Here is a 15,166-nt window from a genome sequence, read left to right as displayed (position 1 = left end):
ATATGCGGACCCGATACGTGACCACCGTCGAGCTCGACGAGGACCGGCTGGCGAAGGACCTCGCGCAGAGCGCGTCGTTCCAGTACTCGGAGGCGTACAGCAACTACCTCATCGGCGGTCCGTGGAAGAGCGCGATGATGTGGGCCACCGGCGGGGACACCGGCACCGGCGTGCTCACCAACTACGCCTACGACCAGCGGTCCACGTTCACCGAGTACGGCGGCCAGCTCCCGTACGTCCAGGAGCTCATCACGAACGTGGCCGACCTGAGCCGGTTGCAGTTCGTCCGGCTGGCCGTGTTCTCCGACAGTGTGATCATCCCGCACCGCGACTTCCTGGAGCTGTCCGGCGTGCCCGAGGAGGCGCGCTCGGCGCACCGCCTGCACATCCCGCTCGTCACGCACGACAACTGCTTCTTCAGCGAGGACAACGTCGTGTACCGGATGCGCGCGGGCGAGATCTGGTACTTCGACGCGTCCCGGATCCATTCGGTGGCGTCGCTGTCCAGCGCGCCGCGGATCCACCTCATCTTCGACTTCGCCGACCGGTCCGGTGCCGGGCCCCTGGTCAGGGGAGAGCCGGCGGCGGCAGGCGACGGTATCCCGGCCGGCCGCCGGGTGGACCGGCCGCCTCTGCCCGATGCCCTGCGCGCGGGCCTGCTGCGGCTCGCGGACGTGCTCACCATGGACAACTTCCGCGAGATCTTCAGCATCGTCATCAAGACGCACTTCCGGTGGGACGGCGGCGAGGACTTCGCCTGGGACACCATGACCGAGCTCGCCCGGTCCTGCGAGGACCCGACCGTCCTACCGCACACCATGGAGCTTCTGCGCTACTACACCCTGGATCGATCCGGTAGTAAGGAGTGACGAGCATGACCACAACGCTGTCGTTCGGCGACCGTCTGGCCGGGAGCCCGGTGCACCGGAAGTTCCAGGACCACCCGTTCTTCGCCGCCGTCGACACCGCGGACCTGACCAAGGAGCAGGCCGCCATCCTCATCGAGCAGTGGTGGCACCCTCTGCACTACTTCCCGACCTTCCTGGCCCGCTGCGTGGCGGTCCTGCCGGACATCGCCTCCAAGAGCGCGATAACCCGGATCCTCAACCAGGAGGCGGGCGGCGGCGTGGTGTCCCAGGCCCACGAGGTCATCTACGTCGACTCGATGGACAAGTGCGGGTTCGACCGCGACCGCGTCACCGGAACCGAGCCGTACGCGGAGACCGCGGCCCTCGTCGAGGGCTACCGGAACGCGACGGACGGGCGGGAGAGCGCGCTCGGGTTCATCTTCGCCACCGAGACGACCGACCTGCTCATGGTGTCCAGCATCGGCAAGGCGATCGAGCGGACCACCGGCATCACCGACAACGAGTGGGTCAAGATCCACGTCGAGCAGGAGCCGGACCACGTCGAGGAGGCCAACCACGCGCTGCTCGCGAACTTCAGCGCCGAGCAGGAGGACGCCGTCCTGCGGGCCGCCAACGAGATGTGGGCCCTGTGGACGGCGTTCTTCGACCGGCTGGTCGTGGAGGCCGGCGTCGAGCGGCCCGCCCCGGCGAGGTGAGCCGTGGAAGACGTGCGGAGCACCTATCTGCGCTTCCCCTCCTGGACGCAGCACTTCTGGACGTGGCAGACCGGTAAGGCCCTGCCCGGCCAGAAGCCGATCATCCGGCACACCTGGGCGTCCTACCTGGCCCTGACGCTGCTGTTGTTCTTCGCCGGCCTGACCGCCTCGACGCTCGCCGTCACGCTCATGTTCCCGCTGTGGTACGTGGCGCTGCCGGTGGGCTGGCTGCTCACGGTCAACGGGGAACGGCTGATGGTCCTGGTCATCGCGCACCAGGCGCTGCACCGGCGCTTCTCGGGCGACTCGCGCTGGGACACGTTCTGGGGCGAGGTCGTGACCGTGCTCTCCGTCTTCCACACCTTCCGCGATTTCAAAGAGGAGCACTTCGACAACCACCACAGGCGGGAGGTCTTCGCGACGAAGGCCGACCCGCCGGTGCAGTTCCTGATCGACCTCGGGTTCCGGCCCGGGCTCACCCGGACGGCGCTGTGGCGGCGCGCGTGGGCCGTGTTCTTCTCACCGCTGTTCTACTGGAACGGATTTCTCGGCCGGTTCAGGAGCAACCTCAAAGGGCGCGTCCGGCGGATCGCCGCGTTCGCGGTGTGGGTGGGCTGGTGGCTCTCCCTGCCGTTCTGGCTGCCGAACGGCGCGCTCGTCCTGGTGCTCGCGTTCGTGGCGCCGGTCGTGCTGTTCGCGCAGCTGAGCGCGTTGCTGGACCGGCTGGGAGAGCATGAGTGGCTGGGGCCGCGCGACCCCGCCTTCGGTCACCGCTTCTACACCGTGGCCAACACCTCGGCCAGGTACTGCGGGACCCCGGTCCCGCCCGCCGGTCTGCCTCTCGGCGCGCGGCTGGCGGCATGGTCCCGCTGGGCCGCGCTCACCGTGGGCTACCACCTGCCCTCGCGGCTCCTCGTCGTGGTCGGGGACCTGCCCAACCACGACTACCACCACCGGTACCCGTCCACACCGGACTGGACCACGGCCGCCTACGCGCGCCAGCGGGACATCGACACCGGACCGGAGGGCCCGCCCTACCGGGAGGTCTGGGGCATGGGTGCGGCGATCGACCAGATGTTCCGGACGCTGGCGAGCCAGGGGGAGAGCCGAGCGGATGCGTTTTCACGTCGTTGACACCTTCACCGACGAACGGTTCGCCGGCAACCCGGCCGCCGTCGTCGAGGCTCCGCGGTTTCCGCCGGCCGGCGAGATGCAGCGCACCGCGCACCTGATCGGCCTACCCACGACGGCGTTCGTGGTGCCGGACGCACCCGCGCGGTACCGGGTGCGCTGGTTCACCCCGTACAAGGAGATCAACCTGTGCGGGCACGCGACGATCGCCGGCGCGCGTCACCTGTTCCAGGCACCGGAGAACGCCGGCCGGACCAGGCTCACCTTCGTCTCGGACAACGGCGTCCTGCACGCCGAGCGGGCAGGCGAACTGATCGCCATCGACCTGCCCAAGGCCGAGCTCACCGTCGGCGAGCCGCCGCCCGGCCTGCTGGAGGCGCTCGGCACGGACGCGGTGGTGTGCGCGGTGTCCAGCGACGACGTCCTCGTGGAGGTCGAGTCGGCCGCGGCGGTCGCGGCCGTCCGCCCCGATTTCGTGGCGCTGGCCGAGCAGCCGTTCCGCGGCCACATCGTCACCGCGCGCGCGACCTCGGGTGCCGACTTCGTCTCCCGGACGTTCTTCCCCTCGCTCGGCGTGAACGAGGATCAGGTGTGCGTCACCGCGCACTGCAAGCTCACGCCCTACTGGTCGCGGCGGCTGGGCCGGCGCCGGCTCAAGGCGTTGCAGCTCTCCGAACGCGGCGGCCGGTTGGAGGTGGAGGACATGGAGGGCCGGGTCCGGGTGCTCGGCACGGCGGTACCGCGGGACGAGGGTGGCGCGACCCTGCTCGACGACGGCGCCGGCACGTGCGAGGGAGCGCTGCGGTGAGCCCGCAGACCGTCCTGCTGCTGCTCCTCGGCCTGGCGGTCGTCGTCGGATCGGCGCGGCTGCTCGGCATGCTGGCCCGGCGGCTCGGCCAGCCCGCCGTGATCGGCGAGATCGTGGGCGGCATCCTGCTCGGGCCGACGCTGTTCGGCGGCGCGATATCCGGGACGCTCTTTCCCGCCGAGGTGCGGCCGTCGCTGACCTTGCTCGCCGACCTCGGCGTCTGCCTGTTCATGTTCCTCATCGGCCTGCACCTGGACCACACGTTGCTGCGCGGTCAGAGCCGGACGGCCTCCGTCGTGTCGTTCGGCGCGATCCTGCTGCCGTTCGGTCTCGGCGTCCTGCTGGCGTTCCATCTGGCCGGCGGCCATGAGACCGGCGACCGGGCGGCTTTCGTGCTGTTCATGGGTGCCGCGATGGCGATCACCGCGTTCCCCGTCCTGGCACGGATCCTGACCGACAACGGCCTGCTCGACACGCCGATCGGCGGGCTGGCGCTGGCCTGCGCCGCGGTGGGCGACGTGCTCGCGTGGGCACTGCTCGCCGTCGTGGCGGCCCTGGCCGGCGGCGGCGGTCATCCATGGCGCGTCCTGCTCGTGGTGCCGTTCGCCGTGCTGCTGCTGGGGGTGGTACGACCACTGCTGGCCCGGCGGGCCGCCCGCCGGGCGGTGTCCGGCCCGCCGGCCTGGGGTGTGCTGGTCGCCGTGGCGGGCGGGCTGCTGCTGTCGGCGCAGGCGACGAACTGGATGGGCCTGCATGCCATCTTCGGCGCGTTCCTCTTCGGCGCCGCCATGCCGCGTGCGGGCGCCGCGGCGCTGCGCGCGCGGGTCCTGCCGTGGATCGAGCGCGTCTGCACCGTCCTGCTGCTGCCGGTCTTCTTCATGGCCGCCGGTCTCAAGGTCGATCTGTCCCGGCTGGACATGGTCGCGTTCGGCGAGCTGGCGCTGATCCTGCTCGTGGCGATCGGCGGCAAGTTCGGGGGAGCGTACCTCGGCGGACGGGTCACCGGCGTGCGTCCCCGCCACTCGGCGGTCCTCGGCATCCTGATGAACACCCGTGGTCTCACCGAGCTGATCGTGCTCACCGTGGGGCTGGAGCTGGGTGTGCTGAAGCCGGATCTGTACTCCCTGATGATCGTGATGGCCCTGGTCACGACCGCCATGACCGGCGTCCTGCTGCGAATCGTGTACCCCGAACACAGGGTCGTCGAGGACAGGGTGCCGCGGACCCGCACGTCCCCCGAGGAGGCGGTGCCATGAGGGGATCACCGGTGAAGAACGCCTGGTTGCAGCGCGAGCCGTCGCCGGAGGCGGCCGCGCGGGTGTTCTGCGTGCCTCATGCCGGCTGCGGCACCGGCGTGTTCCGCAACTGGCCGCGGCAGCAGGGGCTCGTCGAGTTCCTGCCGGTGGAACTGCCCGGACGGCTGAGCCGCTTCGGTGAGACGATGCCGGCGACCTTCGCGGAACTGGCGCAGGACATGATCGCCGGCCTCGCACGCCACATGGACGTGCCGTTCGCCTTCTTCGGCCACTGCTGGTCGGCGCTCGTCGCCTACGAGGTGACGGCCCGGCTTCAGCGCGCCGGCGGGCCGGCGGCGGCACGGTTGTTCGTCTCCTCCCAGCTCGCCCCGCAGGACGGGCCGGTGGGGCGGATGCTCGGCATGGACGAGGCGGAGCTCGCCGCCGAGCTGGAGGCGATGATCCGCGACCAGGGCAGCACGCCGCACCCCGAGCTGGTGGCCGTCTACCTCAAGGTGCTGCGCGCCGACGTCGAGATGAGCCGGCGGTACGTCGTCCCCGACCCGCTCCGGCTCACCTGCCCGATCACCGCCGTCGGCTGGAGCGAGGACAGCGAGGTCCGGCCCGGCCAGATGACCGGCTGGCCGGCCTGCGGCGACACGTCCTTCGAGATCTTCGCCGGCCGCCACAACAGGTTCGTCGACGCGCCGCCGGAACTGCTGACGGCCCTGTGCGCCGGCATGGCCGCCGGGGACCGTCCCGGCTTCCGGTGACATCACGATGAGCACGACGCGCCATAGCGTTGCGGTGTGGACATTGCGATCGCCCAGCTAGAGCAGTGGATGCGCGACTACTACCACAACGTCGACCACGACATCGGCAGCAGCGGCGTACGTGACCTGACCATCGCGGAGCTGCGCGCACTGTGCGGATTCGAGCTGTCGGAGCTCGACACGATGACCTGCCGCGACAGCGAGAGCTACGGCGGCAGGGGCCTGCGGGCCGCGCTGGCCGACCGCTGGACCGGTGGCGACGTCGACCGGCTGATGGTCACCCACGGCTCCAGCGAGGCGATCTACCTCGTCATGAACCTGGCGCTCGAACCGGGCGACGAGGTGATCGTGGTGGATCCCGCCTACCAGCAGCTCCACGGCATCGCCGCGGCGCGCGGCTGCCGGGTCACCCGGTGGCCGCTGAACCCGCGCGCCGGGTTCGCCGCCGATCTGGCACTGCTGCGCGAGCTCGCGAGGTCCGGCCCCCGGATGATCGTCGTGAACTTCCCGCACAATCCCACCGGCGCCTCCATCACGGCCGAGGAGCAGAAGGAACTGGTCGCCATCGCCGCGGAGGCCGAGGCCCTGCTGGTGTGGGACCACGCGTTCGGCGAGCTCACCTACACCGCCGCCCCCCTGGCGCCGCCGACCTCCTGGTACGACGGGTGCATAGCCTTCGGGACGTTGTCCAAGAGCTACGGCCTGCCCGGCCTGCGGGTCGGCTGGTGCGTCGCGCCACCCGGCCTGCTGGCCCGGATGGCGCTGCTGCGCGACTACATCGCGCTGTACGTCTCGCCCGTCCTCGAATTCTTCGCCGAACAGGCGGTGCGGCACGCCGACCGGATCGTCGCGGCGCAACGAGAGCACGCCGCCGGGAACCTGCGGCTGCTCCGCGACTGGGCGGACGGCCTGCCGGAGCTGGTGCGGTTCGCCCCGCCGGGCGGCGGCGTGACCGCCTTCGTCGAGTTCCCCGGCCAGCCGGACGTGGTCCGGTCCTGCCGCCGCCTCGCCGAGCGGCACCGGGTCCTGCTCGTCCCCGGCGCCTGCTTCGGCGACGCGTACCGCGACTACGCGCGGCTCGGTTTCGGCGGCACGACCGCCGAGCTGACGGCCGGGCTCTCTCTTCTGGAACGGGTACTGCGCGAGGACGCGAGGGGTGACCAATGACTGACCTGCAGAGTCGCATCGCGGCGCTGTCGCCTGAGCAGCGGACGATCCTGGAGCGGCGGCTCGCCGAGCTGACGGCCGCGCGCGGGTCCGCGCCGGACGAGCGGATCGCGCCTCGCGACCCCGCGCGGCCGATCCCGCTGGCGTTCCAGCAGGAGCGGGAGTGGGCCATCACGCAGTTCCGGCCTGCCAACAACATCCCGGGCGCCTTCCGGGTCGAGGGGCACCTCGACCTGACGGTGCTCGGCCGCGTGCTGACCGAGGTCGTGGATCGGCACGAGATCCTGCGCTCCACCGTGGAGCTACAGGATGACGGGACCCGAGTGCTGATGGTGCACCCGCGCACCCCGGTGCCGACTCCGTTGGTCGACCTGTCGGACCATACGCCCGAGCTGCAGCGCGCGGAGGTGCTCCGGCGCTGGAAGGCCGAGGTGATGCTACCGTTCGGCCGTGACCAGTCCCTGCGGCTGCGCACCACGATCCTGCGCATGGCCGAGGACGACCACGTCGTGCTGATCACCACCGACCACACCGCCGCGGACCTGGTGTCGATGGCGATCCTGGTGCGGGAGTTCGCGGCACTGTACGTCACGCATCTCAACGGCGGTCCCGGCCTCCCCCCGCTGGAGATCCAGTACGCCGACTTCGCCGCCTGGCAGCGCGAGTTCGGTGAGAAACGGATGGCCGACGAGGTCGACCACTGGCGGCGGACGCTCGAAGGCACCTCCGGCGTGCTGACCCTCCCCAGCGACCGGCCGTTCCCGCCCCGGCCGACGTTCGCCGGCGCGGCGCACGTCGTCGACCTCTCCGCCGAGTTCACCGCCGAGCTGCGCCGGTTCATCGAGAACGAGAAGGCGTCCCCCGTCGTCGTCCTGCTCGCCGCCCTCTCGGTGTTGCTGTATCGCTATCTCGGCCGGGAGGACCTGGTCATCGGCGAGATCGTGTCCGGACGCGGCCGGGTGGAGGTGGAGCAGCTCATCGGCTGCTTCGTCACCGCGCTCCCGCTGCGCATGCGGCTGTCCGACGGGCAGACCCTGCGTGAGGTCGTGGAACAGGCCCAGCGCACCGTGCACACCGCGTACGACCATCAGGACCTGCCCATCGAGCGCCTGATCGACGAGCTGAACCTCGGGCGGGAGGCCTCACAGACCTCCATGACCCACATGTGGCTCGACGTCCGCACGCCGGAGAGCACCCTGGAGGTGCCCGGCCTGCGGATCAGCCGGGAGCCCATCGAGGTCAACATGTCCGCGGCCCCGCTCACCCTGGACGCCAACCCCAACGGCGAGCGGATGCAGCTCCAGTGGGTCCACATGACCGACATGTTCGACATGGAGACGATCGTCCTCCTCGCCGAGCAGTTCAACACGGTCCTGCGCCAGTTCGTCACCGCTCCCGGCACCACGGTGGGGGAGGTGGAGCTGGCCATGACCACGGCGACGGAGGCACCGGACACCGAGGCCGGCGCCGCCGACCCCGGCTTCGTCGAACTGTTCCAGCGCCGGGTCACGCTCGCGCCGCACGCACCCGCCGTGATCTGCGACGGCACCCCGACCAGCTACGCCGAACTCAACCGGGAGGCGAACCTGCTGGCCCGCCGCCTGCGCGGCCTCGGGGTCGGCCGGGACACGCCGGTGGGCATCCTGGTGGACCGCTCGGTAAGGCTGCCCGTCGCCATCCTCGGTGTGCTCAAGGCCGGTGGCGTCTACGTCCCCCTGGACCCCGCCTATCCGCCCGAACGGATCTCCATGATGCTCGCCGACTCGGGGGCGCGGGTGCTGGTCACGCAGAAGCGGCTCGCCGACGTCCTGGCCGAGGCCGGCGTCCAGGTCCCGGACCAGGCCGTGCTCCTCGACGCCTCGTTCCCGCCTCCGGACGCCGGTGAGGACGGCGATCTGCCGGACGTACCCGATCCGGCGTCGCTGGCGTACGTGGTCTACACATCCGGCTCGACCGGCCGGCCCAAGGGCGCGATGATCGAGCACCGCTCCCTGTCCGTGTACGCCCGCGACGTCGTCGACCGGCTCGGGCTCGGCGCCGGCGACCGCTTCCTCCAGTTCTCCTCACCGGGTTTCGACGTGCTGGTCGAGGAGCTGTTCCCGACCTGGCTGGCCGGCGGCGCGGTGGTCATCCCCTCGCGGCACATCATCAGCGGCGAGGTCGACCTCGTCGACCTGATCGAGCGGGAGCGGCTCACCGTGATGGAGCTGCCCGCCGCGTACTGGCACGAATGGGTACGTGAGCTCGACCGGCTGGGGCGGGAACTGCCGAGCTGCCTGCGGCTCGTGATCATCGGCGCGGAGCGCGCGCTGCCGGACCGGCTGCTGATGTGGCGGCGGCTCAACGTGCCGCTGATGAACTGCTACGGCCTGACCGAGACCACCGTCACCTCGACCTTCTTCCGCCTCGACCCGGCCGATCCGGTGTGGGACTGGCCGAACATGCCGATCGGCACCGCGCTGCCCTCGGCCGACCTGCGCGTCCTCGACGACCGGCTCCGTCCGGTGCCGGTGGGCGGCACCGGCGAGATGTACATCGGTGGCAGCAGCCTGGCCCGCGGCTACCTCGCGCGTCCGGGCCTGACGGCACAACGTTTCGTCGCCGACCCGGATCCCCGGCGGCCCGGACGGCGGCTCTACCGGACCGGCGACCTGGTCCGCCGGCGTCCCGACGGCAACCTCGAGTTCCTCGGCAGGGTCGACACCCAGATCAAGATCCGTGGGTTCCGCGTCGAACCCATGGAGATCGAGTCGATGCTCAGCCGGCACCCGCAGATCGCCGAGTCGGTCGTCGTGGTGTACGAACCGTCGCCCGGTGACCGGCGGCTGGCGGCGTACCTCGTCCCCGGTCCCGGAGCCAGGGCCGGCATCCCCGAGCTACGCCGGTTCCTCGAACGCGAGTTGCCCGCCTACATGGTGCCCTCCGCGTTCGTCGAGCTCGAAGCGCTTCCGCTCAACGCCAACGGCAAGATCGACCGAGACCGGCTCCCGGCGCCGGACGGGCTGCTGCCCGACTCCGGGGAGGAGTACGTCGAGCCGCAGACGCCTGTGCAGCACAAGCTGGCCGACGTGATGGCCGGCGTGGTCGGGCTCGGCCGGGTCGGCATCCACGACAACTTCTTCGAGATCGGCGGCGACTCGATCCTCGCCATCCAGGTCGTCGCCAGGGCCCAGGAGGCGGGCCTGCGGCTCTCGCCGTACGACCTGTTCACCAACCCGACGGTGGCGTCGCTCGCGGAGGTGGCCGCCGCCGGGCCCACCGTCGACGCCGAGCAGGGCGACGTGACCGGCCCCGTGCCGCTCGCCCCGGCGCAGCGGTGGTTCTGCGCCTCCGGTGCCGAGGAGCCGCACCACTGGAACGCTTCCGTTCTCCTGGAGCTGCGCCAGCCGGCGGACGCGCGACTGGTCGGCGAGGCCGTGGAGCACCTGCTCGGCCACCACGACGGCCTGCGCATGCGGCTGCTGCTGGCCGGCGAACGCACCCGGGTGCGGATAGCGCCGCGCGGCGACGTGACGCCCCTGCGGGCGTACGACCTGTCCGGCCTGGACGAGGACGCGCAGGACCGGCGGATGGCCGAGCTCGCGGACGAGGTGCAACGTGGTCTCGACCTGGCGGTCGGTCCTCTGGTCCGCGCCGGCCTGTTCCTGCTCGGCGGGCGGCGACCGGACAGGCTCGCCCTCGTCGCGCACCGGCTCGTGGTGGACCCGGCCTCGATGCGTGTACTCCTCGACGACCTCGGGACCGCGCTGACCCAGCTGGCCTCCGGACGGGAGGTGAAGCTTCCGGCCAAGACCACGTCATGGCAGTCGTGGGTCCGCCGGCTCACCGCCTACGGCGCGACGGAGCCGGTGCGGTCACAGCGCGGCTACTGGTCGGAGCTGGTCACGGCGCCTGCCGGCGAGCTGCCCTTCGACATCCCGGCGGAGCCGGCGGCCGGCACCGTGGCGGCCGCGCGGACGGTGGAGGTGTCGCTGAGTGCCGCCGAGACCGCCGAGCTGACGCGCACCGCCTCCGACGTGCTCAGCTGCCGGACCGAGGAGCTGTTGCTGACCGCGCTCGGGCGGACCCTGACCGGCTGGACCGGTGCCGGCCGGCACCTGGTGGACCTTGAGCGGCACGGCCGGGAACCGCTCGCCGAGGACGTGGACCTGTCCAGGACGGTCGGCCGATTCAGCGTCGTACATCCGGTCGCCCTGACGTGCGAACCCGATGCCTCCCTGGAGACGACCCTGAAGACGGTGAAGGAGGGGCTGCGAAGCGTTCCTTCGGGTGGAATCGGCTGGCTACTGCTGCGCCAGGGCCGCGAGCCGATGCCGGAGACCGCTGCCGGCCTCGGCTTCAGCTATCTGGGTGAGACGGATCCGCCCGCGTCGGCCGCCTTCACGGTGCTGCCCGAACAGGCCGGGGCCGACGAGAGCCCGCGTGCGCGGCGGCCGTACCCGATCGAGGTGCGGGCGTCGGTCGCCGGTGGTGCGCTGGTCGTCCAGTGGCGATACAGCGAGAGCCTGCACCACCGGCACACCATGGAGCGCCTGGCCGAATCGCACCTCGGCGAGCTGCGGGCGCTGGTCGGTCTCGGCCGGCACGTCACCTCCGCGTACACACCCTCCGACTTCCCGCTCGCGAGGGTGAACCAGGAACAGCTCAACGACCTGTTGAACCAGCTGTAGGAGGACCGGTGGAATTCAGCCTCTTCTTCTTCGCCGACAGCGGCGCCGGCGGCGCCGACGGGTACCGCCTCCTGCTGGAGAGCGCTCGGTTCGCGGACGTGAACGGCCTGTCGGCGGTGTGGACGCCTGAACGGCACTTCCACCCGTTCGGTGGCCTGTACCCGAACCCCGCCGTGACCGGTGCCGCGGTCGCCGCGGTGACCGAGCGGGTGGGCATCAGGGCGGGCAGCGTGGTCGCGCCGTTGCACCACCCGGTCCGCATCGCCGAGGAATGGTCGGTCGTCGACAACCTGTCGATGGGCCGGGTCGGGATCTCGTTCGCCTCCGGCTGGCACTCGGTGGATTTCGTGCTCCGGCCGGAGAACTACCAGGACCGCAAGAGCGCCATGGTCGAGACGGTCGACGTGGTCCGGCGGCTGTGGCGCGGCAACGAGGTCGAGTTCCCCGACGGCACAGGCGAGAAGCGGAGTGTACGCGTCTTCCCCGCCCCGGTGCGGCCCGAGCTTCCCGTGTGGATCACCAGCGCGGGCTCTCCCGAGACCTTCCGCGCCGCCGGCAGGATGAACGCGGGCCTGCTGACTCACATGCTGGGCCAGGACCGGGAGGCACTGGCACGGAACATCGCCGCCTACCGGCAGGAGCTGACCGAGACACACGGCGAAAACGCCCGCGGCCACGTCGCCCTCATGCTCCACACCATGATCGGTAGCGACCGCGACCGGGTACGCGAACTGGTACGCAAACCCTTCGGCGACTACCTCCGCAGCTCAGCCGACCTGATCCTCAAGGCCGCCTCCACCCTGCTCCCCCCCGGCGTCGACCTGGACCGCCTCCCGGACCGGGACAAGCAGTACCTCATCAATCACGCCGTCGACCGCTACTTCACCACCAGCGGCTTGTTCGGCACCGTATCCGACGGCCTGGAGACCGTGAACCGCCTACGAGAGATCGGCGTAGACGAAATCGCCTGCCTGATCGACTACGGCGTACCCCACGACGAGGTCCTCCGCTCACTGCCGTACATCGCCGAACTCCACAACCACACAAGGCGGTGACAACCGGTGGCCACCGCCATGCCCGTCAAGATCACATCCACCCCGACCGCTGGGCTCGCGTTGTGCTCGAACGTTCCGGAATGATCCGGCATCACTCGGCACAAAAATCACCCTTTGTACGGACAAATCAGTTGAATTGACATGTCGAATCGTGGCCCGGTATCAGAGGGAGGTGCTGCCCGCCGACTCTTAATCAGCGGGTCCAGGGTTTGGTGTGCCCCGGGTTCGGTGGAGTCGCGTTTCTGGATTGTCATGCCACGGTGGACGCGGTCTCGAACTGTATCGAGGTGAGCATGCCCAGGCTGCTGTGTCGTCGTTGCCGATTGTGCCAGATCTCCAGGTATTCGAAGATCGCGTTGGCGAGTTCGATCCGGGTGTTCCAGCGCCGGCGATCGAGGAGTTCGACCTGCATACGGGACCAGAACGACTCCATCATGGCGTTATCGAAGCAGTCCCCGACGCTGCCCATCGACGGCAGCAGGCCGGAGCCCTTGGCGCGCTGAGTGAATGCCCAAGAGCCGAATTGCTTGGGCTCAACCGGTCGTCGCAACACTGCTGCTCATCAGCGAGTTTAGATGCTCGCTGAAGGCTTCGGCCGGTGTCTTCCACCCGAGGGTCTTTCGAGGCCTGGTATTAAGCGTGAACGCCACGGCTGCCAGCTCTTCGGCACTCCATCGCGACAGGTCGGTGCCTTTGGGGAAGTACTGGCGCAGCAGTCCGTTCGTGTTCTCGTTGGTGCCCCGCTGCCAGGGGCTGTGCGGGTCGGCGAAATAGACCCGCACGCCTGTGTCGATGCGCAGCTTCGCGTGCTGGGCCAGTTCTGTCCCCCGGTCCCAGGTCAGCGAGCGGAGTAGCTGCTCAGGCAACCCGATGACCTCTTTGGTGATCGCGTCCCGCACGGCTTCGGCGCCGCGGCCGGCCAGCGCTGGGCCGTTCTTCACGCGTTCCTGGGTGCCGTAGCCCTCCATCCGGGGCAGGTGCAACAGCAGGGTGAACCGGGTCGTGCGCTCCACCAGGGTGCCGATCGCCGAGCGGCCGGTGCCGATGATGAGATCACCTTCCCAGTGGCCCGGGACCGCGCGGTCGTCGGCCTCGGCGGGCCGCTCGCTGATCAGCACCTCAGGCGTCACGTGGCCGTTGTTCTTGTGCCGGGTGCGTGCGCGCGGGACCCGCAGGGCCCGCCCGGTGCGCAGGCAGGCGACCAGTTCCCGTTTGAGCGCTCCTCGTCCCTGGATGAACAGGGCCTGGTAGATGGCCTCGTGTGAGATCCGCATGGCGTCATCCTCGGGAAAGTCGACCTTCAGCCGATGGGCGATCTGTTCGGGGCTCCACGACCTCGCCCAGTGGCGGTCCTGCCGCCGGGGTTTGTTGCGCCCCTTCCAGGGTGCCGTCTGTGGTCCCGCGACCGGCGTGCCGTCCGGATGGCGGACCTGTCCGGCCAGCCGCTCCTGTACGTACTCGCGCAGTTGCTGGTTGGCCGCCAGTTTGGCGGTCTTCGGCCGGCGGGCCCGGCGCTTGGCGTGCCATTGCGCGACCGTCGCGCGGTATTCCACGTCATACGTCCGGGTCGAGGCGTTGCGCCGCAGTTCCCGCGAGATCGTCGACGGTGACCGTCCCAGGTGCCGGGCGATCTCGCGCACGCCGGCCTTCCGGGCACGGTGCAACGCGATCTCTTCCCGTTCGGCGAACGACAGATAGCAGCCCGACACGGTCGGGGCAAGGCCTGGATTCACCCCGCCAGCCTGGCGAAACCAGCGCGTCCCGACCGCTGGTGACACGCCGATCCCCGCTGCGGCGTCCTCCGAAGTCAGTCCTCGAGCGATCGCTTGCCAGAACCGGACGCGGTCCTGTCGCCAGGCGACCGTCGGGCGCCCCGGTGACGGGATTTGACCGCGATACAACCGGACAGCCCGCTGCTTCTTGCCCAGGCCCATTCGCCAACACCTCCAGGGACGGAGTGTTGCGACGACCAGTTGAATCCGCCTTGCACTCCGTGGTCGGAGTGGATGATGGTGCCCGCCGGTGGAGTGCGGTTGTCGATGGCCATGCCTAAAGCATTGGTGACCAGGGTGGCGGTCTGGGCCGAGTCGATCGACCAGCCCACCACGCGGCGGGAGTAGGCGTCCAGCACCACGCAGCAGTACACCTTGCCCTCGCGGGTCGGGTGTTCGGTGATATCGGTGATCCACAGCTGGTTGGGGCGGCCTTGTGTGAACGCCCGGTCGACCAGGTCGGTGGCGATCTGGCCGGGCTTGGCGCGCCGCCACTTGGGCCGGCCACTGAGGCCTTCGAGCCCCGCGCGCCGCATGAGCAGCTCGACCGCGCCGTGACTGACCGGGATCTGGCGCCCCAGGCGCAGTTCAGCATGCACCCGCCGGGCTCCGTAGGTGCCGCGCGAGCGTTGGTGGACCTGTTGGATCAGGCCGGTCAGCCACAGGTGCCGAATGGCCCGCGGCGAGAGCGGTCGATCCCGCCAGGCGTAGTAGCCCGATACCGACACCGCCAGGACGCGGCAGGCGACCTCGACGGGGATGCCTTCGCGGGCCATCACCGCGATGGCCTCGAACCGCCTTTTGGGGGCGCCGCCTCCCGGACCAGCTCGATCGCCCGGCGGGTGGCCTGCAGCTCAGTCTCCAGTTCGGTGATACGGCGTTTGGCTGTGGCTAAGACAGTGACTCATTTGGTTAGTCGGCGGTAGCAGATGGGGGCTGCGGCGATGGCGACGAAGGTGCGAAGTGGTCGGCTCGCCGTTCATAGCGGCGA

Annotated in this window: 10 protein-coding genes and 2 pseudogenes; 9 read left to right on the top strand and 3 right to left on the bottom strand. The window is 70.2% G+C overall.

The features are described from left to right. Positions 1-2: 2 nt before the first annotated feature. Genes ACFP1K_RS36850 through ACFP1K_RS36810 form a run of 9 tightly spaced genes read left to right on the top strand, consistent with a single transcriptional unit; the run spans position 3 to position 12,403 of the window. The gene (locus ACFP1K_RS36850; protein WP_380762302.1) at positions 3-869 is read left to right on the top strand and encodes an aspartyl/asparaginyl beta-hydroxylase domain-containing protein; all 867 of its coding nucleotides are present in this window, start codon (positions 3-5) and stop codon (positions 867-869) included. A 5-nt stretch (positions 870-874) separates the two neighbouring features. Continuing rightward, the gene (locus tag ACFP1K_RS36845) at positions 875-1,564 is read left to right on the top strand and encodes a TenA family transcriptional regulator (protein WP_380762300.1); all 690 of its coding nucleotides are present in this window, start codon (positions 875-877) and stop codon (positions 1,562-1,564) included. Positions 1,565-1,567: 3 nt separating this feature from the next. Further along, on the top strand, positions 1,568-2,698 hold the full coding sequence (locus ACFP1K_RS36840; RefSeq protein ID WP_380762298.1) for a hypothetical protein: 1,131 nt from the start codon (positions 1,568-1,570) through the stop codon (positions 2,696-2,698). After that, positions 2,679-3,503 (top strand): PhzF family phenazine biosynthesis protein, encoded by an 825-nt coding sequence (locus tag ACFP1K_RS36835; protein ID WP_380762296.1) that lies wholly within the window; start codon positions 2,679-2,681, stop codon positions 3,501-3,503. The genes ACFP1K_RS36840 and ACFP1K_RS36835 overlap by 20 nt, the downstream gene beginning before the upstream one ends. Then, positions 3,500-4,759, top strand: coding sequence for a cation:proton antiporter (locus ACFP1K_RS36830; protein WP_380762294.1), 1,260 nt, complete (start codon positions 3,500-3,502; stop codon positions 4,757-4,759). The genes ACFP1K_RS36835 and ACFP1K_RS36830 overlap by 4 nt, the downstream gene beginning before the upstream one ends. Further along, positions 4,756-5,511 (top strand): thioesterase II family protein, encoded by a 756-nt coding sequence (locus ACFP1K_RS36825; RefSeq protein WP_380762292.1) that lies wholly within the window; start codon positions 4,756-4,758, stop codon positions 5,509-5,511. Before ACFP1K_RS36830 ends, ACFP1K_RS36825 begins: the two co-directional genes overlap by 4 nt. 36 nt (positions 5,512-5,547) lie before the next feature. After that, on the top strand, positions 5,548-6,678 hold the full coding sequence (vioD, locus tag ACFP1K_RS36820; protein WP_380762288.1) for a capreomycidine synthase: 1,131 nt from the start codon (positions 5,548-5,550) through the stop codon (positions 6,676-6,678). Continuing rightward, a complete protein-coding gene (locus ACFP1K_RS36815; RefSeq protein WP_380762286.1) occupies positions 6,675-11,348 on the top strand; it encodes an amino acid adenylation domain-containing protein in 4,674 nt (1,557 codons plus the stop codon). The genes vioD and ACFP1K_RS36815 overlap by 4 nt, the downstream gene beginning before the upstream one ends. An 8-nt stretch (positions 11,349-11,356) precedes the next feature. Beyond that, a complete protein-coding gene (locus ACFP1K_RS36810) occupies positions 11,357-12,403 on the top strand; it encodes a MupA/Atu3671 family FMN-dependent luciferase-like monooxygenase (RefSeq protein WP_380762284.1) in 1,047 nt (348 codons plus the stop codon). A gap of 250 nt (positions 12,404-12,653) precedes the next feature. Here the strand turns inward: ACFP1K_RS36810 and ACFP1K_RS36805 are convergent. The 3 genes and pseudogenes from ACFP1K_RS36805 to ACFP1K_RS36795 form a co-directional block, all read right to left on the bottom strand. After that, positions 12,654-12,929: pseudogene (locus tag ACFP1K_RS36805) on the bottom strand (transposase); the annotation flags it as partial. A gap of 7 nt (positions 12,930-12,936) precedes the next feature. Continuing rightward, positions 12,937-14,337 carry an IS30 family transposase gene (locus ACFP1K_RS36800; protein ID WP_380762282.1) on the bottom strand — a complete coding sequence of 467 codons (1,401 nt, stop codon included), beginning with the start codon at positions 14,335-14,337 and terminating at the stop codon, positions 12,937-12,939. Between the two features lie 62 nt (positions 14,338-14,399). After that, positions 14,400-14,969, bottom strand: a pseudogene (locus ACFP1K_RS36795) (IS3 family transposase); the annotation flags it as partial. Positions 14,970-15,166: the final 197 nt, after the last annotated feature.

This window comes from Sphaerisporangium aureirubrum (assembly GCF_042658925.1).
In the GTDB taxonomy this organism is placed as follows: domain Bacteria; phylum Actinomycetota; class Actinomycetes; order Streptosporangiales; family Streptosporangiaceae; genus Sphaerisporangium; species Sphaerisporangium aureirubrum.
Note: the sequence above shows the minus strand (reverse complement) of the source record. Positions and strands in the feature narration are given on the sequence as shown.